The following is a 25174-nucleotide window of genomic DNA, read 5'->3' as shown; positions in this document are numbered from 1 at the left end:
TCTCCCGGGTGTCCTGCCGTCTCTCCGGCCCGTCCCGGCGTCTCTCCGCCGTGTCTCCCGTCCGTTCCTGCGTCGCCGCCGCCCCGTCCGGTGTGTCCCGCTGCGCCTCAGCGCCGCCGGTGAGGGGGCTTTTACGGTTCACCCCCCAAACCCGCAAGCCCAAAATCGCAAAAAACAAAACTTTCTGCCGTGAAAAACCACAATCACTGCAAAATCAATAACTTACGCCGGAATAAACTCGCGCCCCCTGCCCCGCCTCCCGCCATCAGAACCGCCGCACCCCGCTCCAAACCCCGCCCCGGACCCCGCCGCCCCGGGATCCGGCGGATTTACCCACAGACCACCCCGCCTTATCCACAGGCCACCTCCGGAATCACAGCAAATCACCCCCGAAAAACGAGTCGCCCCGCGTCTTTCCCCGCAACAACACGCCCGGAAAGGCCGCCAAAGCCCAATGCGGCATCAGACCCGAACAAGATCGGACAGAACAGCCGCCGTTCAATCTGCAAAACTGAAAGCTCAGCGCTCAGCCCTGCTCTTCCAGAACCTTGCGGGCGGCGCGGAAGCATTCCAGGGCCTGGGGCACACCGCAGTAAATCCCGATCACATGGATGATCGCGCGGATCTCCTCTTGGGTGACGCCATTACTGATGGCGCCGCGGCAGTGCAGCTCCCACTCATGCATCTTGCCCAGCGCGCCGATCATTGACAGATTCATCATCGAACGGGTCTTGGCATCTATGACATCATCGCCCCAGCCGAAGCCCCAGCACCAGGCGGTCATCGCCTCCTGAAAAGGCCGGGTGAAATCATCCGCCGCGGCCAGGTTCTTCTCGACGTATGCCGCGCCAAGGGTTGCCTTGCGCTGCTCCAGGCCTTTCAGGAACAGGTCTTCATCAAATACGTTCATCCTCAGCCTCTCAATTTCATGGCGATATTCTTGGTCTGCACATAGTTCCACAGCGCCTCGCGGCCCTTTTCGCGGCCATAGCCGGATTTGCCGTAGCCGCCAAAGGGGGTTTCGACGCCGCCTGCGTACCATTCGTTCACAAAGACCTGGCCTGCACGGAGCTGGCGGGCGCAGCGGGTGGCGCGGTCCAGATCGCGGGTGAAGACGCCGCCGGCCAGCCCGTATTCGGTGCTGTTGGCGATCTCGATCGCCTCGGCATCGGACCGGAACTTGAGGACCGAGAGCACCGGCCCGAAGATTTCCTCGCTGGCGATGCTGTCCGACGGGGTGAGGCCGGAGACAACGGTCGGAGCCAAGAAGGCGCCCGCATTGCCGACGGGCGTGCCGCCGGTTGCAATGATGGCGCCGCCGGCCTGGGCCTGCTGGACGATGCCCAGGGCGCGGTCGCGCTGGGGCATGGAGACCATCGCCCCCATGTTGGCGCCGAATTCATGGCGGTCGATGCCGGGGCCTACGCTCAGGCTTTGGGCCACGTTCACCGCGCGCTCCACCAGTTCATCGTGGCGGCTTTCGTGCACGATGACCCGGCTCATGGCGCTGCAGACCTGGCCTGCGTTGAAATAGATGCCCCAGCGGATGTCATTCTCAAACGCTTCAAGGTCGGCGTCCTCATGCACGATGGCGGCGGATTTTCCACCGAGTTCAAGCACGCAAGGCACCACGTTCTGCGCTGCCGCGGTGGCGATGCGGATGCCAGTGGGGACGGAGCCGGTGAAGACGATCTGGTTGACCTGCGGATGACCCGACAGGGCGGCGCCCGCCTCGTGCCCGTAGCCGCACAGGATATTGACCGCACCCGCCGGAAAACCGGCGGCCTCGGCCGCGCGGGCCAGCCAGGCGTTGGTGAGCGGGGTAAGCTCGGGCGTCTTGATCACGCAGGCGTTGCCGGTGGCGAGGGCCGCGGAGAGCGAACGCGCAGTCATCTCCACCGGGTAGTTCCAGGGGATGATCTGGGCGGAGACGCCCATCGGCTCGTTCTCGGTCCAGTCGAAATAGCCGCCGCCCAGCGGGATCGAGCGGCCCTCCACCGTGCTGGCCTGATTGCCGTAATATTCGAAATAGAGGGCGGCGCCCTCCACCTCGATCCGGGATTCCCAGAGCGGCTTGCCCTGTTCCAGGGTCAGGACACGGGCGATCTCGTCGAGATTGTCGAGGAGGTAGCGGCCCATAGCCTGCACCATGCGCCCGCGCTCAATCGGGCGCAGCGCCGACAGTTCACCGGACAGGTGCAGGCGGCGGGCGGCCTGCACGGCACGGTCCACGTCGGCGGCATCGGCCAGCGCCTGGCGGGCCAGCAGTTCGCCGTTGGCGGGGTTGGTGACATCGATCCACCCTGCCCCGCCAGACATCCATTCACCGTCGATATAGTTCAGCCATTCGGCATCAAGCTGTATCATAACCGTTCAAGTCCCTGCTGCTGCGAGGTCGCGGTCTGCCGCTTCGCGCATCCATTTCTGAAGATGCAGGATGGAGTGTTCCGAGTTCACTCCGCAAGCGGGATCAACCACCAAAGGCCCGGGAACATAGCCGCGGCTTTTGAGGCCCCGCTGCACCGATTCCACCAGGTGGATGTCTTCCTCGACCGTGGTTGCGCGGTCCTGCACTGCCATGCGGCGCACGGTTTCATTGTCCTCGCCGCCGATGGAGTACCAGCCGCGCCAGACCACCACATGACCGGCATCCACTGCCCGCCAATGATAGGTATTCAGAAGATTACCCGGATAGACCTGGAAGGAGAACATCGGCCAGAGGAACCAGCTTGAATATTTGCCGTTGTTTTCGAACCCCGAGTTGATGTCATAGGTCATCTGGTCCTGGGCGTTGCACTCGGTGGTGTGGCGCAGGCAATAGCCCTGGGGCTGGATGTCATAGGTTTCCGGCTTGATCACCCCGGTGGCGAACGTCGGGTGATTGAGGCTGCAGTGGTAGCATTCGGAGTAGTTTTCGACCGAAACCTTCCAATTGCAGTTCTCCGGGATATCGACCCATTCCAGCGGCTTCAGGTCACCCCAGTTTGGCACGAAGCTTTCCAGCTCGCTCCGGACATTGGGAAACCAATCATCCATCGGCTTCGCTTCAGGATCGAGGTTCACAAAGATGAAGCCAAGGAACACCTCGGTCCGCACCCCAGTCAGGCAGATCTTGGTTTTGTCGAACCCCTGAACCGCCTTGATGTTCGGACCGGCGCGCAGCTGGCCGGTAAGCTCATAGGTCCAGGCGTGATACGGGCAGACCACAACCCGCGTGGTGCCTTCACCGGAAACCAGCTGGTGGGCGCGGTGCTGGCAGACATTATAGAAGGTGCGGATTTCGCCATCGCGGCCCCTGATGCTGAACAGGCTTTCACCGGCCAGTTCAAAAGCAAAGTAGTCGCCTGGATTTTCCAGCTGGCTGGCATGGCCTGCAAATTGCCAGCTGCGGGCCAGCAGGCCATTGCGTTCGGCCTCGAAGACGGCCGGGTCGGTGTAGTACCGCGCCGCGAGGGAATGGGTCGGGGCTGCGTTCATTCAGGGTCCTCCGCGTAGATGCCCAGCTGGTGCCTGCGTTTGTGAAATTTCTCCACCCGCTCGACGATTTCCTCGCTGGAGACGGCAATCACAAAGGACAGCAGCGTTTCCAAAAAGGCGATGGTCGAGACGGAGGATGGGAAGAATTGCGGCGTGTCCACCGCGACGGTAAATCCGTGGTCCGCTTGCAGGATCACGGGGCTGGCGGGGCTGTCGGAGATGCCGACGATGGTGACCCCTTGTTCGCGCGCTATCTGAATCGCCTCGATCACTTCAGCCCTATAGGGCTTGCAGGTCATGGCGATGAGCACATCCTGGCTGTCCGCCCAGGCGAGGTCATCAACCGCCGTGGAGCCAGGCCGCGGGATGGCGTGGAATTGCTTCATGCCGGTGGAGGCAAGATAGGTGAAGTTGCGGGCATTGGCGTTGTTGACGCCTACCCCAAGCGTGAAAACCTGCCGGGAGTTCCAGATCGCATGCGCCGCGGCCTCCAGATTGCCGGCGTCGATAGCCGCAAAGGTTTCCTCGATATTCCGGATCGCGGCGCCGATCATATCGGCATAAAGCCCGCCCAGTTCGCCCGACCTGGAAATATCCTGCAGCCAGCGCGCCCGGTCGGGGAAGGACACCCCGCCCTTGCGAATCGCATCGCGGAACGGGGCGCGGAAATCCTCATAGCCCTCAAACCCCACCTGCCGCGCCATGCGGACAAAGGTGTTGGGCTTCACATTCGCCGCCTCGGCAATCTCGCGCACGGTGGAAACCCCCACATCCGCAGGGTTCTCCAGCACATAGCGGGCCGCCTTCTGTGCCTCAGGGGTCAGCGCGTCCCACTCTTCGGCGAGGCGCTCTAAAACAGTCGATGATACATTTGTGCCATTCATGATTGACGATGGTACAAAAATGGAATTAGCCTGTCGAGCAGAAAAGCGCATTGCAATCAGGAACGGCGAAATGGCTGAGAAAGAATTCCCGACACAGGCCAAAGTGGTCATCGTGGGCGGCGGCGTTATGGGGGTGGGCCTGGCCTATCACCTGGCGCATGAGGGCTGGGGCCCGGAGGTGGTGCTGCTGGAGAAATCCGAACTCACCTCGGGCTCAACCTGGCACGCGGCGGGCCAGATCACCCATTCCACCAGCTCCTTCGGCCTTGGCAAATGCGTCGATTACAACATCGGCCTTTATTCCGGAAAACTGGAAGAAGAGACCGGCCAGGCTGTGACCTGGCACGGCTGCGGCTCGTTCCGCCTGGCCTATACCGAGGATGAAATGGACTGGCTGCGCCACACCTTGTCCGTTGGCCGCAGCCTGGGCTTCAACATCGAACTGGTTGGGCCCGGGAAAGTCGCAGAGCTGCACCCCTTCTATAACCTCGAAGGGGTTCTGGGCGCGCTTTACACCCCCGATGACGGCCACGTGGACCCGACCAACGTGACCATGGCACTGGCCGCCGGCGCCCGCCAGCAGGGTGCCCGCATCATCCGCCACTGCCGCGCCACCAACATCACGCAAGGCCCCGACGGCGAGTGGATCGTCGAGTCGGAAAAGGGCAGCATCCGCTGCGAGCATGTGGTCAACGCCGGCGGCACCTATGCCCGCCAGATGGGCGAATGGTCCGGGCTGCAGCTGCCGATGACCTCGATGACCCACCATTACTTCGTCACCGAGCCGGTGCCGGAATTCGAAGCACTGGACAAAGAACTGCCGGTGATCCGCGACGACAAGAAGGTCTCGGGCTACATCCGCATGGAGCAGAAGCGCGGCCTGATCGGGATCTACGAGAAGGAAGGCAGCAACTCGGTCTGGCACGATCATTGCCCCTGGGACTACGAGAACTGGCTGTTTGATGCCGATTACGACCGGGTGATGCCGTGGCTGGAGGAAAGCCTGAACCGGATGCCGATCTTCTCTGAGCTGGGTATCCAGCGCGAAGTGCACGGCGCCATCTCGCATCCGCCGGACGGCAACCCCCTGATCGGCCCGGCGCCCGGTGTGAAGAACTACTGGTGCTGCTGCGGCACCCAGATCGGCATCGGCTGGGGCCCGGGCCTGACCCGCGAGCTGGCACGCTGGATGGTGCATGGCGCCGCCGACATCTCGATGCGCGAGTACGACCCGCGCCGCTTCGGCGCCTATGCCACCAAGGACTGGCAGGTGACCAAGGCGCATGAGGATTACAAGCTGCGTCACGAGATCCCCTTTCCGCATTTCAACCGTCTGGCAGGCCGCCCGGTCAAACCCTCGCCGCTTTATGAGCGGCTGAAAGAAAAGGGCGCGGTCTATGAGGAGGTCTATGGCCACGAGCGCCCACGCTGGTTTGCCAAGAACGGTGTCGCGCAGCACGATCACTATTCCTTCCGCCGCAACGACGTGCACGGCATGGTGGGCTTGGAATGCAAGGCCGTGCGCGAAGGCGTTGGCATCATGGACATCTCCGCCTTCACCAAGGTTGAGGTCTCGGGCCCCGGCGCCGCTGCGCTCTTGGACCGGCTGACCGCCAACCGCCTGCCGCAGAAGGCTGGCGGCATTGCCCTCACCCATATGCTGAACCGCCGCGGCCGGATCGAGCTGGAAACCACTGTGGTTAAGCTGGCCGAGGACAGCTACTACCTGGTCTGCGCCGCCTTCTTTGAGCAGCGGCTGCTGGACCACCTGAACCAGAACCGCGCAGATGAAGTGGTGGAGATCACAACGCTTTCCACCGATTGGGCCGCCCTTGCTCTCAATGGTCCGAAAGCCCGCGAGGTCCTCGGTGCTTGCACCGATGCGAACCTGACCAACGCCGGCTTCAAATGGCTGACCGCGCAGCAGATTGAGGTCGCGGGCCACACACTCTGGGCCTTCCGCATGTCCTACGCCGGCGAGCTCGGCTGGGAACTGCACATCCCGCGCGGCAGCGCCCTGGCTGTTTATGACGCGCTTTGGGCGGCAGGCGAAGCGCACGGAATTGCCGATTACGGCTCCTTTGCGATGAACGCGATGCGGATGGAGAAGGGTTTCAAGGGCGCTGGCGAGCTCACCAACGAGGTGACCCTGGCCGAAGCGGATGTGCTGCGTTTTGCCCGCACCGATAAGGTCTATCTGGGCAAGGACAAGACACTGAACGCCGACGCCCTGCCCTGGGTCTGCGCCTATCTGGAGATCGAACCGGACGGCATCGAGGACGGCCACGGCGGCGAGGCCATCCTGCTGGACGGCCAGGTCGTGGGCTCCACCGCCTCGGTTGCCTATGGCCACACCGCCGGCAAGATCCTGGCCTTTGCCTACGTCAAGCCGCACGCCAATGTGCCTGGCACTTCGATCGAAGTGATCGTTGCCGGCGAGCCGCGCAAGGGCCGGATCCTGGGCGCCCCTGCCTATGATCCCGAAAGCCTGCTGCCCCGCACCGACGCCGAACTCGCTCCGGCAGAATAAGCAAACAACAGGCTCCCCTTCATCTTTTCAAAAATACTCCGGGGGGAGCCGAAGGCGGGGGGCAGCGCCCCCTTCCCCATAGCCAAAAGGGAAACCCGAGAAATGACCCTGCCCGACACCATGAAAGCGATGGTTCTGACCGGCCATGGCGATCTGGACAAATACGAATGGCACCAGGACTGGCCGGTGCCGCAGCCCGGCCCGATGGAGGTGCTGATCAAGGTCGGTGCCTGCGGGCTCAACAACACCGATGTGAACACCCGCTCCGGCTGGTATTCCAAGAGTGTCGAGGGTGCCACCACCGGCGGCGCCTTTGACGAGGTCGGCGAGGAGGATCCGACCTGGGGCGGCCGCCCCCTCACCTTCCCGCGCATCCAGGGTGCCGATGCGGTTGGCAAAGTGGTGGCGGTTGGCGAAGGCGCCGACCCTGCCCTGATCGGCAAGCGCGTCATGGCCGGCGGCTGGGTGCGCGACTGGGACGACCCGGAAAACATGGACAAGGCCGGCTACTTCGGCTCCGAATGCGATGGCGGCTTCGCCGAATACACCAAGGCGGATGTGCGCGGTGTGGCGGTGGTGGAAAGCCCCTTCAGCGATGCGGAGCTGGCGACCTTCTCCTGCTCCTATGTCACCGCCGAAGGCATGCTGAGCCGCGCCAATGCTAGCGAAGGCGACACGGTGCTTATCCCCGGCGCCTCGGGCGGGGTTGGCGGTGCACTGATCCAGCTGGCCAAACGCCGCGGCGCCCGGGTGATCGCGATGGCCTCCGAGGCCAAGCACGCAGAGGTCGCGGAACTCGGCCCCGACCTGATCCTGCCGCGCGCGCCGGATAACCTGCGGGCCGCGCTTGGTGAGGAAAGAGTCACTGTAGTGGCCGATGTGGTCGGCGGTACTGCCTGGCCCAAGCTGATCGGCGTGCTGGAGCGCGGCGGGCGCTATACCTGCTCGGGTGCGATTGCCGGGCCGATGGTGGAGCTGGACCTGCGCACTTTTTATCTGCGCGATCTGACATTCACTGGCTCCACCGTGACACCGCACCGCAACTTTACCGATGTGGTCTCCTACATCGAGAAGGGAGAGATCAAACCGGCGCTGGCCGCGACCTATCCGCTGTCGGACCTGAAGGAGGCGCAGGCCGCCTTCATCGCCAAGAAGCACACCGGCAATATCGTGGTGATCCCATGAGCCGGGCGTTGTTCGATCAAGCGCTGGAGGCCGCCAAGGCGTTCCATGCCACCCTGCCCGAAGTGGCGGAATTCCAGCCCTGGCCCGATGACATCACCTGGGCCGGGCGCGAAGGCTGCCAAGTCCCCGGTGCCGCGCTGGTGCAATCGGACCCCGGCTTTGCTGCCGAGGGCATCCCGGCAGAGGGTGAGGTCCGCGCCCTGCAGCAGGCCATCATGGCGCTGGCGCCGCATGCGGAATGGCGCCTCACCTATACCGAGGAGGAGGTCGGCCAGGATTTCCTGCAGCGCTTCGGCTGGTTTGAGCTGGTGGGCCCCACCGGCCACTTCCACTCAGCCCAGACCCGGATGACCATCGGCTACTGGGGGCCTCGGCTCGACTACCCCTGGCATCAGCACGGGCCGGAGGAGCTTTATACCATCCTCTCCGGCAGCGCCGATTTCATGGCCAGGGGCGAAGAGGTCCGCCGCCTGGTGCCGGGCGATACCAAGATGCACGGGCCCGGCCAGCCGCACGCCATGATCACCAACGAGCATCCGATCCTCTGCTTCGTCTTCTGGCGCGGCGAAGGTCTGGCGGATGATCCGGCAATGTCCCCCGGCTGAGCAACAGGAGCGCCGCCATGAAGATCACCCGCATCACTGTCTGCCAGCTCGATATGCCGCTCACGGAACCCTGCTTTCTTTCAGGCGGACGGCTGAAGTTCGAGAAACTCGACAGCACCTTTGTGCGCATAGATACCGACGAGGGTGTCTCGGGCTGGGGCGAAGGCTGCCCCTGGGGGCATACCTACCTGCCCGCGCATGGGCCGGGGATCAGGGCCGGGATAGACACGCTGGCGCCCGCCCTCCTTGGCCTCGACCCGCGCAGCCTGGACCATGTGAACCGGGTGATGGATGTGCAGCTGCCGGGGCATCCCTATGTGAAATCTCCGATCGACATGGCCTGCTGGGATATCCTGGGCAAGGCCACGGGCCTGCCGTTGTGGCAGCTCATGGGCGGCGCCGAGGCGGCACCGGTGCTGGTCAACTCTTCGATCTCCACCGGCAGCCCGGAGCAGATGCTGGCGCTGATCGCCTGCGCCGCGCAAAAGGGCTACACCGTGCATTCGGCCAAGGTGGGCGGCACCGACACCAGCCTCGACATCGACCGGATCGAGGCGATTTCCGAAGGCCTGCCCAAGGGGCACAAGGTAACGTTCGATGTGAACCGCGCCTGGCAGCCGGGCGTGGCGGTTGAGGTTCTGAATTCAGTCAAGGCACGCGACTGGGTGGAGCAGCCCTGCGAGACGCTGGACCAATGCGCCCATGTGGCGTCCCGTGTCTGCAACCCGATCATGCTGGATGAATGCCTGCACAGCTTCGGCGACCATCTGAACGCCTGGCAGCGCGGCGCCTGCGAGGGGGTGAAAGTGAAACCCAACCGTGTTGGCGGCCTGACCAAAGCGCGGCAGATCCGTGACTTCGGAGTCTCGGTCGGCTGGCAGATGCATATCGAAGATGTTGGCGGTTCGGCGCTGGCCGATACGGCAGCAATCCATCTGGCCGCCTCGACGCCGGCGGCAAACCGGCTGGCGAGCTGGCTGTGCCATTATCATCTGCACGTGGACCCGGTGCCGGGCCAGGGCGCGCGGAACGCCAGCGGCACCGCCGTTCCCCCCTCTTTGCCGGGCCTCGGGGTGGCCCCGGAAGAGGGCGCGCTGGGGGAGCCGTTTGCAGTGTATCAGCGATAGTTCAAGCAGGAGACAAGGCATGAAGATTACCCGGATTTCCCTGTGGCATGTGCCGCTGACCAGCCACGCCGCTTATTACATGGCCGAGGGCAAGACCTGCGATACGGTTGAAAGCGTGGTTCTGGCGCTGGATACCGACACCGGCCTCACCGGATGGGGCGAAGTCTGCCCGATCCCGCACTACCTGCCTGCCTATGCCCGCGGCGTGGTGCCTGCGGTCGAGGAGATGGCACCGGTGCTGCTGGGCGCCGATCCGGCGGGGCCGGAGGCGGTGATGGCCAAGCTGGACGCCTGGCTGCAGGGGCACGCTTACGCCAAATCCGCCATCGACATCGCGCTGTGGGACCTGACCGGGCAGGCCGCGAACCTGCCGCTGCACGCGCTGCTGGGCGGGCAGCGGCAGGCGGATATGCCGCTTTATCACTCGATCACCTGCGTTGCGCCCGAAGAGATGGCCCGCATTGCCCGCGACGCCCAGGACACCGGCATCAGCCAATTTCAGGTGAAACTCGGCGCGGACCGGGACTGGCAGGCGGATGCGGCCCGTCTGCGGATGGTGCGTGAGGCGGTGGGTGACGGCCCCCTGGTCTATGGCGACTGGAACTGCGGCGCCTCCTCGCTGGATGCCTCCCGCGTCGGCCGTGCTGTCGCTGATCTCGACATCATGCTGGAGCAGCCCTGTGCCACCATCGAGGACTGCGCCCGGGTGCGCGCGGCTTGCGGGCTGCCGATGAAGCTGGATGAGAACGCCCATGACACGGCATCGCTGCTGGCAGGCCATGCCGCCGGGGTGATGGATGCGGTTGCCATCAAGCTGTCAAAATTCGGCGGGTTGTCGGCCTCGCGCCGGGCCCGTGACCTGTGCCTGCACCTGGGCGCGAAGATGTGCATCGAGGACACCTGGGGTTCCGACATCACCACCGCCGCACTGCTGCATCTGGGCGCCGCCACCGATCCGCTGAGTGTCATGAACGTCTGCGACCTGTCCTCCTACGTCAGCCCGCGGCTGGACCCGGCGGGACCAGAGCGCCGCAATGGCCGCATTGCACCGCCCGAAGGCCCCGGCCTGGGTGTACGCCCTGACCGGGAGAGCCTGGGTGCTCCCGCAGCTGTGATCGACTAATTTTTGACTTTTTGATCAAAAATCACCTAACAATGGGCAACCCGCCCCAACAGGAACTAAAGACATGGAAAAGATCCTCTCCCAGGCCGAATGGACCGAACGCGCCCGCACGGTGCTGCCCGCGGGCGGCTTCGGCAATTTCGATCCCGGTATCGTCATCCGCGAGGGCAACGGCGCGCGGGTGCGGGACGAAGACGGCAAGGAGTACATCGACTATCTGATCGGCTCCGGTCCGATGATGCTGGGCCATGGCCATCCGGAGGTGATGGAGGCGGTGCTGCAGCAGCTGCCCAAGGGCATGACCTTCTTTGCCAGCAATGCCCGCGGCATTGAGCTGGCCGAGGAGATCTGCCGCGCGGTGCCTTGCGGCGAGCAGCTGCGCTATGTCTCCACCGGCGGCGAGGCGGATATGTATGCGATCCGGCTGGCGCGGGCATTCACTGGCCGCACCAAGATCCTGAAATTCGAAGGCGGTTATCATGGCATGTCGGCCGAGGCGCAGATGAGTCTGGCGCCCTCGGTGCGGGTGAACTTCCCGCAGGCGGTGCCGGACAGTGCGGGCATCCCGCCATCGGTGGCGGCAGAGGTGCTGGTGGCGCCGTTCAACGATTTTGAGTACATCAAGCAGCTGATGGCGGAGCATGGGCACGAGATCGCCGCGATCATCGCCGAGCCGCTGCAGCGCATCGTACCGCCGCTGCCGGGGTTCCTGGAACTGCTGCGCGAGGAGACGCAGAGATACGGCAGCCTGCTGATCTTTGACGAGGTGGTGACCGGCTTCCGCTCCACCTATGGCGGCGGGCAGGAACTGTATGGGGTGACCCCGGATCTGGCAACGCTGGGCAAGGTGATCGGCGGCGGCTTCCCCCTGGCAGCGATTGCGGGCCGGGCGGATATCATGCGGCATTTCGACAAGGCGCAGGTCGGCGCCGAGGGCTGGCTGATGCAGCTGGGCACATTGTCGGGCAATCCGGTGGCCGCGGCGGCGGGCCTCAAGACCCTGGAAGTGCTGCGCCGCGAGGGCGCCTATGACCGGCTGAACGGCCACGGCAAGCGGCTGATGCAGGCAACCAGTGCGGCACTGGAGGACGCCGGGGTGCCGTTCCGGATCGTGGGCGAGCCTGCGCTTTTCGAGGTTGTGTTCACCGATGCCCAGGTCAGGGACTACCGCGACACCCAGGCAGGCAACTTAAACCGCTCCAGACGGTACAATGAGATGCTGCGCGCGGAGGGCATTTTCAAGTCGCCCGGCAAGACCTACCCAAGCCTGGCGCTGACCGGGGAGGACCTGGAACAGACCGAAGCAGCCATCCGCAAAGCGGCAATGGCGCTGGACTGAAAGCAGCCGCGGTTGCACGTGAATCGGGCCCGGGGCCGGGCATTGGCCTGAGGTCCCGAGCCTGTGCTGCTGCGGCACCGGGCAAAGAGAAGGCGGGCCGGTGGCCCGCCTGTTTGCTTCCTCCGCCAGGATCAGGCCTTGGCAGCGGTGACGATTAGCTCGACCAGAAGATCCTCGCGGGCCAGCTTCGCCTCGCCGCAGGCGCGTGCCGGGGCGTGGCCCTCGGGGACCCAGGCGTCCCAAACTGCGTTCATCTCGGCAAAATCCTTCATGTCGGCAAGCCAGATCACTGTCTGCAGGATGCGGGTCTTGCTGCTTCCGGCCTCGGCCAGCAGGGCGTCGATCTTGTCCAGGCAATCCTGGGTCTGCTGCGCAACGCTGGCTCCGGCAGTGCCGACCTGGCCCGCCAGATAAATGGTATCGCCGTGGGTCACGATCTGGCTCATCCGCTGGCCGGTGTGTTTGCGTGTGATGTCAGGCATATTTTCATCTTCCTTGATCTGATTGGAACTTGTTGTGCTTATATGGCGGGTTACTGGGTCAACAGCCAGTCAGCTCCTGACGGGCAGAACTTGCGCCGGAGCTGCTTAGGGTCCTGGCTGTCCTTCAGGAAGGCCCGATGCTGCAAGAGCAGGCATGCGCCCTCCTTGCCGGCCACCCTGACCTCGCCATGTGCGCCGCTGTCCGGGTTGGCCCATTCGGACCGCTTGCCGGTGCCGCCCTGCGCCTCGGCCAGCAGAGATTTTTCGGCCTTTCGCATGATGTTGGTGTCCTGCGGCGACAGCCCGGAATTGGCCAGCATGCGGCTGAGCGGGTTGGCTGCGGCGGGTGCGGCGGCAAGTGCGGCCAGCGCCAGAATTGCGATTAGTCGCATGTGAATACTCCTGCCTGAAAGAAACCAGCTTGATGCCCAGTAAGGCGCAACCGGAGGTCAATGTCCATGCAGCAGCCTGTTTTCTGGTCAGGAGAACTTGCGGAACAAGCGGGTCATATCAAACAGCTCGTCCAAGCGGTCGTAGCGGTCCTTGGTCTTGTCCCAGCTTTCTTCCTGGGTGGCGGCAATCATCGCTTCCAGCAGCATCATGGTTGAGATGTTGGAGTCCCAGGCCGAGGGGATTTCGACCCAGCAGTTGAAGATGTGGTCGGCAACCGATGCAATCGGGCTGGCCCATTGGTCCGTGATCAGAACAATCTTCACCCCGCGTTCGGAGGCGAGTTCGGCCAAACGCTGCAGGTTGGTTTCATAGCGGCGCACGTCGAACAGCAGCAGGGTATCGCCCTCCACCATGTCCAGCACGTAGTGCGGCCAGGTGGCGGAGGAGGACGTCATATGGGTCACCCGCTGCCGGATCGCCTGGAAATGGGTAAAGGCGTAATCCGCCAGCGCCCGGGTGATGCGGCCGCCCACCACATAAAGCCGCCCCTCGGTATTTGCGAGCTGATGCACGGCCGCATCGAACTGGGCGGTGTCGATATTCGAGAATGTCTGCTGCAGGTTGTCGGTCACCGCCTGTCCAAATCTGTTCAGCAGGTGGCCCTCGGGCGCCTCGGTCGCCCAATTGTCCCGCCGCTTGGTCGGGCCGGAGACCTTGGCCTCCAGCTCCTTCAGCAGCGCCTGGTGGAATTGCGGATAGCCCTTGAAGCCCAGTTTCTGCACCATCCGGGCAACCGTCGGCGTCGAAACATCAGCATTGTTGGCCACAATGGTGATCGAGGCCAGCCCCGCCGCAGGATAGTTCTCCAGCAGCAGATTTGCGAACTTGCGTTCGGACTGGGTGAGCGAGGAATAGGTCTCGCGGATCAACTCGCGAACGGTGGCTGGCGGTTTCGTCAACGGGGCAATCCTGCTTTTGAACAGACACTTTCCTATCCGGATCCGGCCTGAAAAGAAAGTTTCAGGAATCTCTGTGCGAAACCGGACATGAAAAGATATTGACACAATTATCTCTTCATGGAAACATTTTTCCAAATCGCAGGGAGGCGGCATATGCGAGAGAGCGATTCTCACGCTCAGGAGGAGGCTGTGGAGGTAGTGAACCGTGAGGGCACCAGCCCGGTTCTGCTGTTGTGCGAGCACGCGTCCAACAATATCCCCGCGCGCTATGACGGGCTGGGGCTGCGGGACGAGGACCGGCTGAGCCATGCCGCCTGGGACCCGGGTGCGCGGGCGGTGGCGCTGCATATGTCCCGGGTGCTGGATGCCCCGCTGGTAGCCAGCACCGTGTCGCGGCTGGTTTACGACTGCAACCGCCCGCCCGAGGCTGCCTCGGCGATGCCGGAGAAATCCGAACTGGTGGAGGTGCCCGGCAACAAGGGTCTGACCGCAGCACAGCGGCAGGAACGTGCAGATACGGTCTATGCCCCGTTCTGCGGCGCTGCCGCCAAGCTCATCAAGGTCCGCAAGGATGCCGGGCTGCAAACCGTTCTGGTCACCATGCACAGCTTCACGCCGGTGTATTACGGCGAGTGCCGCGCGGTGGAGATCGGCATCCTGCATGACGCCGACAGCCGGCTGGCGGATGCGATGCTGGCCGCGGCCCCTGCCCTGCCGCACCGCCAGGTTGAGCGCAACGAGCCTTATGGCCCTGCCGACGGCGTCACCCATTCGCTGAAGGTCCACGGGCTGGCGCACGGGCTGGCCAATGTGATGATCGAAATCCGCAATGATCTGGTGACCACGCCGGACGAAGAAGAGGCCATGGCAGAAGAAATGCTGACATTGCTGCGCCCGGCCCTGGCCGCGCTGACGGCAGAGGGAGGGCCTGATGCCTAGAATAATCCGGGCCTATGTCCGCGGCATCGACGCGATGAACCGCTTCATCGGCCGCTTCGCCATGTATCTGATCTTTGCCCTGATCGGGGTTCTGCTGTGGTCGTCGGTGTCCAAGACTTTTTTCGACCCGTCGCACTGGACGCTGGAAACGGCACAGTTTGTGATGGTGGCCTATTACATTCTGGGCGGGCCTTATTCGATCCAGATGGGATCGAACGTGCGGATGGATCTGTTTTACGGCGCCTGGTCGACGAAAACCAAGGCGATGGTCGATGCGTTCACCGTGCTGTTCCTGATCACTTATCTGGTGATCCTGATGTACGGGGCGCTGAGTTCCACCGCCTATTCCCTGGGTTATTTCGGCATCGAGCCGGTGCAGTTCTTCTGGGATTTACTGAAAACGCTCGTGACCCAAGGCCCGGCGGCCACCGGCGAAGAGCTCGGCTACCTGGAGCGCAGTTCCACCGCCTGGCGGCCGTTCCTGTGGCCCGTCAAAACCATCCTCTGCTTCGGCGTCTTCCTGATGCTGCTGCAATGCCTTGCCGAATTGTTCCGGGATATCGGACGCCTGCGCGGAGTTGAAATCTGATGTCCTACGAATGGATTGCCATTGTCATGTTTGCCGGCATGATGCTGATGCTGATGACAGGCCAGCGGGTGTTTGGCGCCATCGGCTTTGTCGGTGCGGTTGCGGGCATGCTCCTGTGGGGCACCGGCGGGGTGGAGATCCCCTTTTCAGCGGCGATGAAACTGATGAAGTGGTATCCGCTGCTGACGCTGCCGATGTTCATCTTCATGGGCTACGTGCTGTCAGAGTCCAAAATCGCCGACGACCTCTACCGGATGTTCCACGTCTGGATGGGGCCGGTGAAAGGCGGTCTGGCGATCGGCACCATCGGCCTGATGGTTCTGATTTCGGCAATGAACGGGCTGTCGGTGGCCGGCATGGCAATCGGTGCCACCATTGCGCTGCCGGAACTGCTGCGGCGCGGCTATGACAAGATTCTTGTGACCGGCACCATTCAGGCAGGGTCCTCGCTTGGGATCCTGGTGCCGCCGTCGGTGGTGCTGGTCCTGTATGCGATGATCGCACGTCAGCCGGTGGGCCAGCTGTGGCTGGCGGGTGTGATCCCCGGCCTGCTGATGGCCACCATGTTCATCATCTACATCTATGTCCGTGCCCGGATGCAGCCGGATCTCGGCCCTGCCATGCACCCCGAGGATCTGGCGGAGTATGAAGCGGTCACCGATCATCCGCTGCGCCTGAACTATATCATTCTCGCGGCGCTGGTGCTGGTGCCGCTCCTGATCTGGGCCGGCGCGATGGCGACCGAACACGCCTTGGGGCTGGGCCTCGGCCTTGGTGCCCTGTCCTTTGCCCTCCGCAAGAACACGCTGTTCTACAAGGACGTGTTCATGAAAGAGAAGTACCGCCTGCTGTTCTCCGGCGTGCTGCCGCTGGCGATTTTTGCCGCGATGATGGTGCCCTTCGTGAACGGCTGGACCTCGCTGGTGGAAAGTTCGGCCATCGGTGCAATGACCGCCTTCATTGCCGCGGTGCTGAAGGGACGGATGACCAAGGAGGTGTTCGAGGTCTCGGTGCGCTCGACCCTTGGCATCTCCTGCATGTTCATGTGGATCATCCTGGCCGCGCTGGCCTTTGGCGCCATTTTCGACGGCCTCGGCGCGGTGAAGGCGATCGAGGATCTGTTCACCACCAAGCTGGGCCTTTCCCCCTGGATGATCCTGATCCTGATGCAGCTGAGCTTCATCATCATGGGCACGTTCCTGGATGACACCGCAATGCTGGTAATCGTGGCGCCGCTGTATGTGCCGCTGGTGGGGGCGCTTGGCTTCGATCTGATCTGGTACGGGGTGCTTTACACCATCACCACCCAGATCGCCTATATGACACCGCCCTTCGGCTATAACCTGTTCCTGATGCGGGCGATGGCGCCGCCGGAAATCGGGCTGAAGGACATCTATGTCTCGATCATCCCCTTTGCTGCGGTGATGGTTCTGGCCCTGGCCCTGATCATGGTCTTCCCGCAAATCGCCCTGTGGCTGCCGGAATTTGTCTACGGAAAATAATCAAGAAAGAGTCCTGCCAAGGGGCCGGATGTTTCAACAAGGAGTGAGAATTATGACAACAAGACGTAAGTTTCTGAAGACCGCCGGCGTTGGCGCCATGGCGGCACCGCTGGCCACCCCGGCGCTGGCCCAGTCCACCATCAAATGGCGGATGCAGACCTATGCCGGCGCCGCCCTGGGTGAACATGTGATCAAACCCGCCATCGACATGTTCAACAAGATCGCCGGCGACCGGATGCAGATTGAGCTGTACTATGCCGATCAGCTGGTCCCCACCGGCGAGCTGTTCCGCGCCATGCAGCGCGGCACCATCGATGCGGTGCAGTCGGATGACGACTCGATGGCGTCGCCCACCGAAGTCACTGTGTTCGGCGGCTACTTCCCCTTCGCCTCGCGCTATTCGCTGGACGTGCCGGTGCTGTTCAACCAGTACGGCCTGAACGAGATCTGGGACGCGGAATATTCCAAGGTCGGCGTCAAGCACATCTCGGCCGGCGCCTGGGATCCCTGCCACTTTGCCACCAAAGACCCGATCAATTCGCTGGCCGATCTGAAAGGCAAGCGGGTGTTCACCTTCCCGACTGCGGGCCGTTTCCTGACCCAGTTCGGCGTGGTGCCGGTCACCCTGCCCTGGGAAGACATCGAGGTCGCGGTGCAGACCGGCGAACTGGACGGCATCGCCTGGTCCGGCATCACCGAGGATTACACCGTCGGCTGGTCCAAGGTGACCGACTACTTCCTGACCAACAACATCTCCGGCGCCTGGGCCGGGTCGTTCTTTGCCAACCAGGGCCGCTGGGAAGAGCTGCCCGAAGACCTGCAGACCCTGTTCCGTGTCTGCTGCGACCAGTCGCACTACTACCGTCAGTGGTGGTATTGGGGCGGAGAGGCCGACCTGCGCGTCAACGGCAGCGACATGAAGCTGACCACCATCCCCGATGACGAATGGGCACAGGTCGAAGACGCCGCAGTGAAGTTCTGGGACGAGATCGCTGCAGAATCCGAAACCAAGGCAAAGGTTGTCGAGATCTTCAAGAAGTACAACGCCGACATGCAGAAGGCAGGCCGCCCCTACCGCTACGGCTAAGGGGCCGGTTAAGCCACGGAATTTGGCCTGCCGCGCAGCGGGCCAAATTCCTTACCCAAGGAATTTGTCGAAACTTTTGAGGAAAAGTTTTGGCCCAAGCATGCAAAGGGCTGCTCATGCTCTCCTTCGATGATTTGAAATCCCAGGTCTCTTCGGGTCTGGTTGACACGGTTCTGGTGTGCCTTGTGGACATGCAGGGGCGGCTGATGGGCAAACGCTTCCACGCCAAGCATTTTGTCGCCGGCGCCTGGGAAGAGACCCATTGCTGCAACTACCTGCTGGCAACGGATCTGGAGATGGCAACGCCGGATGGCTATGCCTCGACCAGCTGGGAAAACGGCTATGGCGATTACGTGATGAAGCCGGATCTGGCGACCCTGCGCCCGGTGCCGTGGCTGGAGGGCACCGTGATGGTGCTGTGCGACGTGCTCGACCACCATACCCAAGAGGAGGTTCCGCACTCCCCCCGCGCGATCCTGAAACGCCAGGTGAACCGGCTTAAGGAAATGGGCTATGATGCCATGTGCGCCACCGAGCTGGAGTTTTTCCTGTTCGAGAAAAGCTTTGATGAAATCCGCCGCGCAGGCTTCCGCGATCTGGCGCCGATCTCGGGCTACAACGAGGATTACAGCATCCTGCAGACCTCCCGCGAGGAGCATGTGATGCGCCCGATCCGCAATCATCTGTGGGACGCGGGGCTGCCGATCGAGAATTCCAAAGGCGAGGCGGAGACCGGCCAGGAAGAACTGAACATCAAATACGCCGCCGCGATGGACACCGCTGAGTACCACACCATCGCGAAACACGCGGTGAAGGAAATCGCCCAGCAGCAGGGCCATGCGGTGACTTTCCTGCCGAAATGGAGCCACGACAAGGTCGGCTCTTCCTCGCATGTGCATCAGTCGCTGTGGCAGGACGGCAAGCCCGCGTTCCATGACCCGTCGGATAAGCTGGGCATGTCGCCGCTGATGAAGGCCTATATGGCCGGCCTGCTGAAATACGCGCCCGACTACACCGCCTTCATGGCGCCCTATATCAACAGCTACAAGCGGTTCATGAAGGGCACCTTTGCGCCGACGCGGATCATCTGGTCGGTGGACAACCGCACCGCCGGCTACCGCCTGTGCGGTGACGGAACCAAGGCGATCCGGGTGGAGTGCCGGATTCCGGGCTCTGACATGAACCCCTATCTGGCAATGGCGGGCATGCTGGCGGCGGGCATTGCCGGGATCGAAGAAGGGCTGGAACTGCAGCCGCCGGCCAAAGGGGATGTCTACCAGGGCGACAGCGGCCTGATCCCGGGCACGCTGCGCGAGGCAGCGGCGGCGCTGAAGGGGTCGGGAATGCTGCGGTCCGCCCTTGGCGACGATGTGGTCGACCATTATGTGCGTGCCGCCGAAGTGGAGATCGAGGAGTTCGAACGCGTGGTCACCGACTATGAAATCGCGCGCGGCTTCGAGCGGGCCTGATCCGGCCCCGGCGGGCCGGGGGCCGGAGTATTTGTTGACCAGAAAGAAGCAGGGGCCCAGTGCCCCTTGGAATGGAGTTGTTGGCATGGGCCAGACACTGAAGTGCATCTCGCCGATCGACGGATCGGTTTTTGCCGAACGCGAAACCCTGTCGCGCGAGGCGGCTTTTGACGCGGTGGCGCGCGCCCGCGCGGCCCAGGCCGCCTGGGCCGCACGGCCCCTGCAGGAGCGGATCGGCCTGGTGATGGCAGGCGTCGCTGCCGTTGGCGCGATGAACGATGAAATCGTGCCCGAGCTCGCCCATATGATGGGCCGCCCGGTGCGCTATGGCGGTGAATTCGGCGGTTTCAACGAGCGTGCCTCGCATATGGCGAAGATCGCAGTGGAGTCGCTGGCCGATATCGAGGTTGGCGAGGACGCCGGCTTCAAACGTTATATCAAACGTGTCCCGCATGGGGTCGTGCTGGTCGTGGCGCCCTGGAACTACCCCTATATGACCGCAATCAACACTGTTGCCCCTGCGCTGATCGCAGGCAACGCGGTGGTGCTGAAACACGCCACACAGACCCTCCTCGTGGGTGAGCGCATGGCGCAGGCCTTTGCCTCTGCCGGGGTTCCCGCGGATGTGTTTCAGAATGTCTTTTTAGACCATGATACCACCTCGGCGCTGATTGCCGGCAAGGCCTTCGACTTCGTGAACTTCACCGGCTCGGTCGGCGGCGGCAAGGCGATGGAACGGGCGGCGGCCGGCACCTTTACCGGTGTTGGCACCGAGCTGGGCGGCAAGGATCCGGGCTATGTCATGGAAGACGCGGATCTGGATGCTGCCGTGGACACGCTGATCGACGGCGCCATGTTCAACTCCGGTCAATGCTGCTGCGGGATTGAGCGGATCTACGTGCATGAAAGCCTGTTCGACGCGTTCCTGGAGAAGGCGATTGCCATCATAAAAGGCTACAAGCTGGGAAATCCTCTGGATGCGGAAACCACCATCGGACCAATGGCCAATGTGCGCTTTGCCGGTGAGGTGCGCAGCCAGATCGCCGAAGCGGTCGAGGCCGGTGCCGTGGCCCACATCGAAGCCATGCCGGAGGATGACGGCGGCGCCTATCTGACGCCGCAGATCCTGACCAACGTGACCCACGACATGCGGGTGATGCGCGAGGAAAGCTTTGGTCCGGTGGTGGGCATCATGAAAGTCTCCTCCGACGCGGAAGCGATCGAACTGATGAACGACAGCGACTTCGGCCTGACCGCGTCGCTCTGGACCCGAGACCTGGAGCGGGCGCAGGCCGTCGGCGACCGGATCGAGACCGGCACCGTGTTCATGAACCGCGCCGATTACCTGGATCCGGGCCTGTGCTGGACCGGCTGCAAGGACACCGGCCGCGGCGGCGGACTGTCCGTCATCGGCTATCACAACCTGACCCGTCCGAAGTCCTACCACCTGAAGAAAGTGGCAGGCTGAGGACACCCCGCCCGCTCCGAAACCTCCTCCCGGAGCGGGCTGTTTGCATCAAAGGAAAACGACATGAGCCTCGTTGGAAACTGGTCCTACCCGACCGCAATCAAATTCGGCGCCGGCCGGATCAAGGAACTGGGCGATGCCTGCGCCGCCGCCGGTATCAAGAAACCCTTGCTGGTCACCGACAAGGGGCTGGCCGATCTGCCGGTCACCCGATCCACGCTCGACATCATGGAGGCCGCAGGCCTGGGGCGCGGCATGTTCTCGGATGTGGACCCCAACCCGAATGAAAAGAACCTCGAAGCGGGCGTGGAAGCCTACAAGGCAGGCGGCCATGATGGCGTGATTGCTTTTGGCGGCGGTTCCGGGCTGGATCTGGGCAAGATGGTAGCCTTCATGGCCGGCCAGACCCGGCCGGTCTGGGAATTTGAGGATATCGGCGACTGGTGGACCCGCGCGGATGCCGATGCCATCGCACCGATCATCGCGGTGCCGACCACCGCAGGCACCGGATCCGAGGTGGGCCGCGCATCCGTGATCACCGACAGTGTCAGCCATCAGAAGAAGATCATCTTCCACCCCAAGGTGCTGCCCGCGGTGGTGATCTGCGATCCCGAGCTGACGGTGGGCATGCCCAAGTTCATCACTGCAGGCACCGGCCTGGATGCCTTTGCCCATTGCGTCGAAGCGTTTTCCAGCCCGCATTACCACCCGATGTCCCAGGGGATCGCGCTGGAAGGCATGCGGCTGGTCAAAGACTTCCTGCCGCGGGCCTATGCCGATGGCACCGATATCGAGGCCCGCGCCCAGATGATGTCTGCCGCGGCGATGGGCGCCACCGCCTTCATGAAGGGCCTCGGCGCGATCCACGCCATGAGCCACCCGATCGGGGCGCATTTCAACACCCATCACGGCACCACCAATGCCGTCTGCATGCCTGCCGTGCTGGAGTTCAACGCGCCGGTGATTGCTGACCGTTTCAACATGGCGGCGGCCTATTTGGGAATCGAGGGCGGCTTTGACGGCTTCCGCGCCTTTGTGCAGGCGCTGAACGATTCCCTGGGCATCCCGCGCAAGCTGGCGGATCTGGGCGTCACCGAGGCTGCGATCCCCGATCTGGTCAAAGGCGCGATTATCGACCCCAGCTGCGGCGGCAACCCGGTTGAACTGACCGAGGCAAACCTGACCCAGCTGTTCAAGGCCGCGATCTAGCAACGGCTTTTATCAGTCAGAACTCAGCGCTCCCCGCCCGGCGGGGGGCGCTTTTGGAGGCTGAACGCCCCGTTAGCCGCTGAGATAGACCTTGTCTTTGGGGTGGTAGAAGATTTTCTGATTGTGCAGCCGTCCGAGAAGCTCGTGAATACGGCGCAACGTAATCTCGTCGCCACTGCCGGAAGCGGGCTTGGCTTCAGACAGCGCGTCCCTGGTGCGCTGCAAGGCTGTCTCGATCAGATCCATATCCTCTACGGACAGCGCAAACATCTCGTTGTACTGGGGCATCGGCATTCCTCCACCGGGTTGTGCTGAACTGGAACCATGGTTTCAGGGTGCACCGGCGCGCGCCGCAAAGCTACAAGAATCCGCTGCCTGCCCCCTGACCGGGCCTGCCGCTCTTTCAAGTTCATGGTGAAGGCTACAGTGTGTCGCCAAGGCTGATCGCCGGGCACAGCCGGTCGAAGACCAGGCTGTCCATGCCGCCGGCCTCGCGCGATTGCAGAATGACCCGTGCTGCACGCTCGCCAATCTCGCGGCGGCAGGCGTCCGTCGTGGCCAGCTGCTGCGGCATGCCCTGCAGGATCTGCAGATTGTTGAAGCCGGCAAGTGCAATGTCGCCCGGCACCGACAAGCCTGCGGCCAGGCAATGCATCAAGCCGCCAACACTCATCACGTCACTGGAATAGTAGATGCAATCAAGATCCGGATTGCGCGCCAGCATCTGCGCAGTCAGCTGGCGGCCGGTCTGGATCGCGCTTTCGCCGGCATAATGCTCAATGTCGCCAAGGGCGACACCCTGGGCAGCCAGACCGTCGGTGAAGCCGTCAAACCGTTTGCGGGCGCGGAAATCCTGCGGCATCTTGGTGCCGATAAAGCCGATCTTGCGGTAACCGCAGGCCAGAATTTGCTCTGCCATGTCGCGGCCTGCCTGCAGATGCGAAATACCGACGCAATGGCGGACGGGGTCACCGTCCACATCCATCACCTCAACCACCGGGCAGTCGGCCTGCTGCAGCATGCGCCGCGTCGTCCCGGTATGTTCCAGCCCTGCGACGATCAACCCGGAGGGGCGCCAGCTGAGCATTTCGCGGATAACCCCTTCTTCTTCCTCAAGATCATAACCCGACACCCCGACCACCGGCTTCAGCTGGCTGTCCTTCAGAACAGCGGAGATGCCCGAAAGCACCTCGGGAAAGACAAAGCTGTTCAGCGACGGTACCACCACCGCCACCAGATTAACCGATTGCGACGACAGCGAGCCGGCAATCCGATTGGGCACATAGCCATGGACGCGGGCGATTTCCTCGACCTTGGCCTTGGTTTTGGCGGACACGTCCGGGGCACCGCGCAGGGCGCGCGAAGCGGTCATCTCGCTGACGCCGGCCAGATGGGCCACGTCTTTCAGCAACAGTTTCTTGGTCATGCCCCATGCTCCAGCACTTTGCTGGCAGCCGCAAGGGCTGCTCTGCCGGCTCAGGGGTTGATTTTCGCTAACGTTAGCGATATCGGTATCGCAACCGTTATCGGTACCGGAATCATCCCGGTCCAGCAGCCAGAGGTGAGGCATGACACTGAAAATCGCAATCAACGGATTTGGACGGATTGGCCGCGGGGTGCTGCGGGCGCTTCTGGAAGGCGGCGGAAATGACATCGAAGTCGTTGCCATCAACGACCTGTCGCCGCCCGAGACCCTGGTGCATCTGCTGAAATACGACAGCGTGCATGGCCGCCTGAAGACGCCGGTGTTCCTGGCCGATGACCTGATCCGGGTGGGCCGCCACAGCATCCGGCTGAGCGCGATCCGCAATCCGGAAGAGCTGCCTTGGCAGGATGTGGATATCGCCTATGAATGCACCGGGCTGTTCACTGCCCGCGATGATGCAGCACGGCATCTTGAGAACGGCTCCAGGCGGGTGCTGATCTCCGCCCCTGGCAAGGATGCCGACCGCACCGTGGTATACGGTGTCAACCATATGGACCTGACGGCGGAGGACGTGATTGTCTCCAACGCCTCCTGCACCACCAACTGCCTGGCGCCGCTGGCGCAAGTGCTGGACGGCGCTTTTGGCATCAAGACCGGCTACATGACCACGGTCCACGCCTATACTGGCGACCAGCCGACCCATGACACCAGCCACAAGGATCTGTACCGCGCCCGTGCGGCCTCGCTGTCGATGATCCCCACCTCCACCGGGGCCGCACGGGCGATCTCCGAGGTGCTGCCGCATCTGAAAGGGCGGCTGGAAGGTTCGGCAATCCGGGTGCCCACCGCGAATGTGTCGGTGGTGGACCTCAGCTTTATGCCGGAACGCAGCACCACCGTGGAGGCCGTGAATGCCGCGGTGAAAGCAGCGGCCGAGAGCGGGCTGGCAGGCATTCTGTCCTACGAAGAAGACCCGCTGGTCTCGGTCGATTTCAACCATGACCCCCATTCCAGCTGTTTTGCTGCGGCGCAGACTGCTGTCACGGCCGAAGGCCTGGTGCGGGTGGTCAGCTGGTATGACAACGAATGGGGGTTTTCCAACCGCATGGTGGACACCGGCCGCCGCATCGGCGAGGTGATGAACTCCGTTCAGGTCGCCTTGGCAAGCTGACGGCGGCCTCCCGCCCGTCGTCCGGCACCCATGGGTGCCCTCCTCCCGTTGGGCCCGGCGCCGCGCTGACGCGCGGCGCTGCTGCGTTCTGCCGCCCGCCCGGTGCGCCGGCAGCCTGGCGAGGCCGGTCTGCACATAAGCTGACTCCAGGATGCGCCAAATCATCCTCCGGGCAGCGAACCGCTGGCATACCGTGCTGAATTGCGCCAG

The 25174-nt window shown here is 63.2% G+C and carries 23 protein-coding genes; 14 read left to right on the top strand and 9 right to left on the bottom strand.

Translation table 11 applies throughout. The annotated features are described in order from the left end of the window. Positions 1-526: 526 nt before the first annotated feature. Genes AC0KW6_RS08220 through AC0KW6_RS08205 form a run of 4 tightly spaced genes read right to left on the bottom strand, consistent with a single transcriptional unit; the run spans position 527 to position 4361 of the window. Entirely contained in the window at positions 527-910 is a 384-nt protein-coding gene (locus AC0KW6_RS08220; protein WP_474034652.1) for a carboxymuconolactone decarboxylase family protein, read from the bottom strand. Positions 911-912: 2 nt separating this feature from the next. Next, positions 913-2367: an aldehyde dehydrogenase family protein gene (locus AC0KW6_RS08215; RefSeq protein ID WP_474034651.1), complete on the bottom strand. Its 1455-nt coding sequence runs from the start codon at positions 2365-2367 to the stop codon at positions 913-915. A 6-nt stretch (positions 2368-2373) separates the two neighbouring features. Continuing rightward, a complete protein-coding gene (locus tag AC0KW6_RS08210; RefSeq protein WP_323784444.1) occupies positions 2374-3477 on the bottom strand; it encodes an aromatic ring-hydroxylating oxygenase subunit alpha in 1104 nt (367 codons plus the stop codon). Further along, the gene (locus AC0KW6_RS08205; protein WP_474034650.1) at positions 3474-4361 is read right to left on the bottom strand and encodes a MurR/RpiR family transcriptional regulator; all 888 of its coding nucleotides are present in this window, start codon (positions 4359-4361) and stop codon (positions 3474-3476) included. The genes AC0KW6_RS08210 and AC0KW6_RS08205 overlap by 4 nt, the downstream gene beginning before the upstream one ends. 70 nt (positions 4362-4431) lie before the next feature. Here AC0KW6_RS08205 and AC0KW6_RS08200 point away from each other — a divergent pair, with 70 nt between their 5' ends. The 6 genes from AC0KW6_RS08200 to AC0KW6_RS08175 all read left to right on the top strand — a co-directional run bounded on the left by AC0KW6_RS08200 (position 4432) and on the right by AC0KW6_RS08175 (position 12270). Continuing rightward, positions 4432-6891, top strand: coding sequence for an FAD-dependent oxidoreductase (locus AC0KW6_RS08200; protein ID WP_474034649.1), 2460 nt, complete (start codon positions 4432-4434; stop codon positions 6889-6891). A 102-nt stretch (positions 6892-6993) separates the two neighbouring features. Beyond that, on the top strand, positions 6994-8076 hold the full coding sequence (locus AC0KW6_RS08195; protein ID WP_474034648.1) for an alcohol dehydrogenase family protein: 1083 nt from the start codon (positions 6994-6996) through the stop codon (positions 8074-8076). Then, on the top strand, positions 8073-8681 hold the full coding sequence (locus AC0KW6_RS08190; protein ID WP_474034647.1) for a dimethylsulfonioproprionate lyase family protein: 609 nt from the start codon (positions 8073-8075) through the stop codon (positions 8679-8681). The genes AC0KW6_RS08195 and AC0KW6_RS08190 overlap by 4 nt, the downstream gene beginning before the upstream one ends. A gap of 17 nt (positions 8682-8698) precedes the next feature. Then, the gene (locus AC0KW6_RS08185; RefSeq protein WP_474034646.1) at positions 8699-9808 is read left to right on the top strand and encodes a mandelate racemase/muconate lactonizing enzyme family protein; all 1110 of its coding nucleotides are present in this window, start codon (positions 8699-8701) and stop codon (positions 9806-9808) included. 19 nt (positions 9809-9827) lie between these two features. Continuing rightward, complete coding sequence (locus tag AC0KW6_RS08180; protein ID WP_474034645.1) at positions 9828-10931, top strand: mandelate racemase/muconate lactonizing enzyme family protein; 1104 nt, start codon at positions 9828-9830, stop codon at positions 10929-10931. A 64-nt stretch (positions 10932-10995) separates the two neighbouring features. After that, positions 10996-12270 carry an aspartate aminotransferase family protein gene (locus AC0KW6_RS08175; RefSeq protein WP_474034644.1) on the top strand — a complete coding sequence of 425 codons (1275 nt, stop codon included), beginning with the start codon at positions 10996-10998 and terminating at the stop codon, positions 12268-12270. A 131-nt stretch (positions 12271-12401) separates the two neighbouring features. On the opposite strand, the gene AC0KW6_RS08170 is transcribed toward AC0KW6_RS08175, so the two are convergent. The 3 genes from AC0KW6_RS08170 to AC0KW6_RS08160 form a co-directional block, all read right to left on the bottom strand. Next, positions 12402-12752, bottom strand: a complete 351-nt coding sequence (locus tag AC0KW6_RS08170) for a RidA family protein (RefSeq protein ID WP_024089052.1) — start codon at positions 12750-12752, stop codon at positions 12402-12404. Between the two features lie 50 nt (positions 12753-12802). Beyond that, positions 12803-13144, bottom strand: coding sequence for a hypothetical protein (locus AC0KW6_RS08165; protein ID WP_474034643.1), 342 nt, complete (start codon positions 13142-13144; stop codon positions 12803-12805). A gap of 87 nt (positions 13145-13231) precedes the next feature. Beyond that, positions 13232-14104: a MurR/RpiR family transcriptional regulator gene (locus tag AC0KW6_RS08160; RefSeq protein ID WP_474034642.1), complete on the bottom strand. Its 873-nt coding sequence runs from the start codon at positions 14102-14104 to the stop codon at positions 13232-13234. Positions 14105-14257: 153 nt separating this feature from the next. Between AC0KW6_RS08160 and AC0KW6_RS08155 the strand changes: the two genes are divergently transcribed. The 7 genes from AC0KW6_RS08155 (at position 14258) to AC0KW6_RS08125 (ending at position 22367) form a co-directional block, all read left to right on the top strand. Beyond that, complete coding sequence (locus AC0KW6_RS08155) at positions 14258-15043, top strand: N-formylglutamate amidohydrolase (RefSeq protein ID WP_474034641.1); 786 nt, start codon at positions 14258-14260, stop codon at positions 15041-15043. Then, positions 15036-15632, top strand: coding sequence for a TRAP transporter small permease subunit (locus AC0KW6_RS08150; RefSeq protein WP_323776243.1), 597 nt, complete (start codon positions 15036-15038; stop codon positions 15630-15632). Before AC0KW6_RS08155 ends, AC0KW6_RS08150 begins: the two co-directional genes overlap by 8 nt. After that, positions 15632-17134: a TRAP transporter large permease gene (locus tag AC0KW6_RS08145; RefSeq protein ID WP_323776245.1), complete on the top strand. Its 1503-nt coding sequence runs from the start codon at positions 15632-15634 to the stop codon at positions 17132-17134. Before AC0KW6_RS08150 ends, AC0KW6_RS08145 begins: the two co-directional genes overlap by 1 nt. Positions 17135-17186: 52 nt before the next feature. Beyond that, positions 17187-18221: a TRAP transporter substrate-binding protein gene (locus AC0KW6_RS08140; protein ID WP_323776247.1), complete on the top strand. Its 1035-nt coding sequence runs from the start codon at positions 17187-17189 to the stop codon at positions 18219-18221. Between the two features lie 116 nt (positions 18222-18337). Further along, positions 18338-19690, top strand: coding sequence for a glutamine synthetase family protein (locus tag AC0KW6_RS08135; RefSeq protein ID WP_474034640.1), 1353 nt, complete (start codon positions 18338-18340; stop codon positions 19688-19690). A gap of 85 nt (positions 19691-19775) precedes the next feature. Next, a complete protein-coding gene (locus AC0KW6_RS08130) occupies positions 19776-21158 on the top strand; it encodes an aldehyde dehydrogenase family protein (protein ID WP_474034639.1) in 1383 nt (460 codons plus the stop codon). A gap of 63 nt (positions 21159-21221) precedes the next feature. Then, positions 21222-22367: an iron-containing alcohol dehydrogenase gene (locus AC0KW6_RS08125; RefSeq protein ID WP_323776253.1), complete on the top strand. Its 1146-nt coding sequence runs from the start codon at positions 21222-21224 to the stop codon at positions 22365-22367. A 72-nt stretch (positions 22368-22439) separates the two neighbouring features. Here AC0KW6_RS08125 and AC0KW6_RS08120 read toward each other — a convergent pair whose 3' ends face one another. Then, positions 22440-22655, bottom strand: a complete 216-nt coding sequence (locus tag AC0KW6_RS08120) for a hypothetical protein (protein WP_323776255.1) — start codon at positions 22653-22655, stop codon at positions 22440-22442. A gap of 133 nt (positions 22656-22788) precedes the next feature. After that, positions 22789-23793 carry a LacI family DNA-binding transcriptional regulator gene (locus AC0KW6_RS08115; RefSeq protein WP_323776257.1) on the bottom strand — a complete coding sequence of 335 codons (1005 nt, stop codon included), beginning with the start codon at positions 23791-23793 and terminating at the stop codon, positions 22789-22791. A gap of 142 nt (positions 23794-23935) precedes the next feature. Between AC0KW6_RS08115 and gap the strand changes: the two genes are divergently transcribed. Next, the gene (gap, locus tag AC0KW6_RS08110; RefSeq protein WP_474034638.1) at positions 23936-24964 is read left to right on the top strand and encodes a type I glyceraldehyde-3-phosphate dehydrogenase; all 1029 of its coding nucleotides are present in this window, start codon (positions 23936-23938) and stop codon (positions 24962-24964) included. Positions 24965-25174 lie beyond the last annotated feature (210 nt).

The organism is Leisingera sp. SA215, assembly GCF_055902035.1.
Note: the sequence above shows the minus strand (reverse complement) of the source record. Positions and strands in the feature narration are given on the sequence as shown.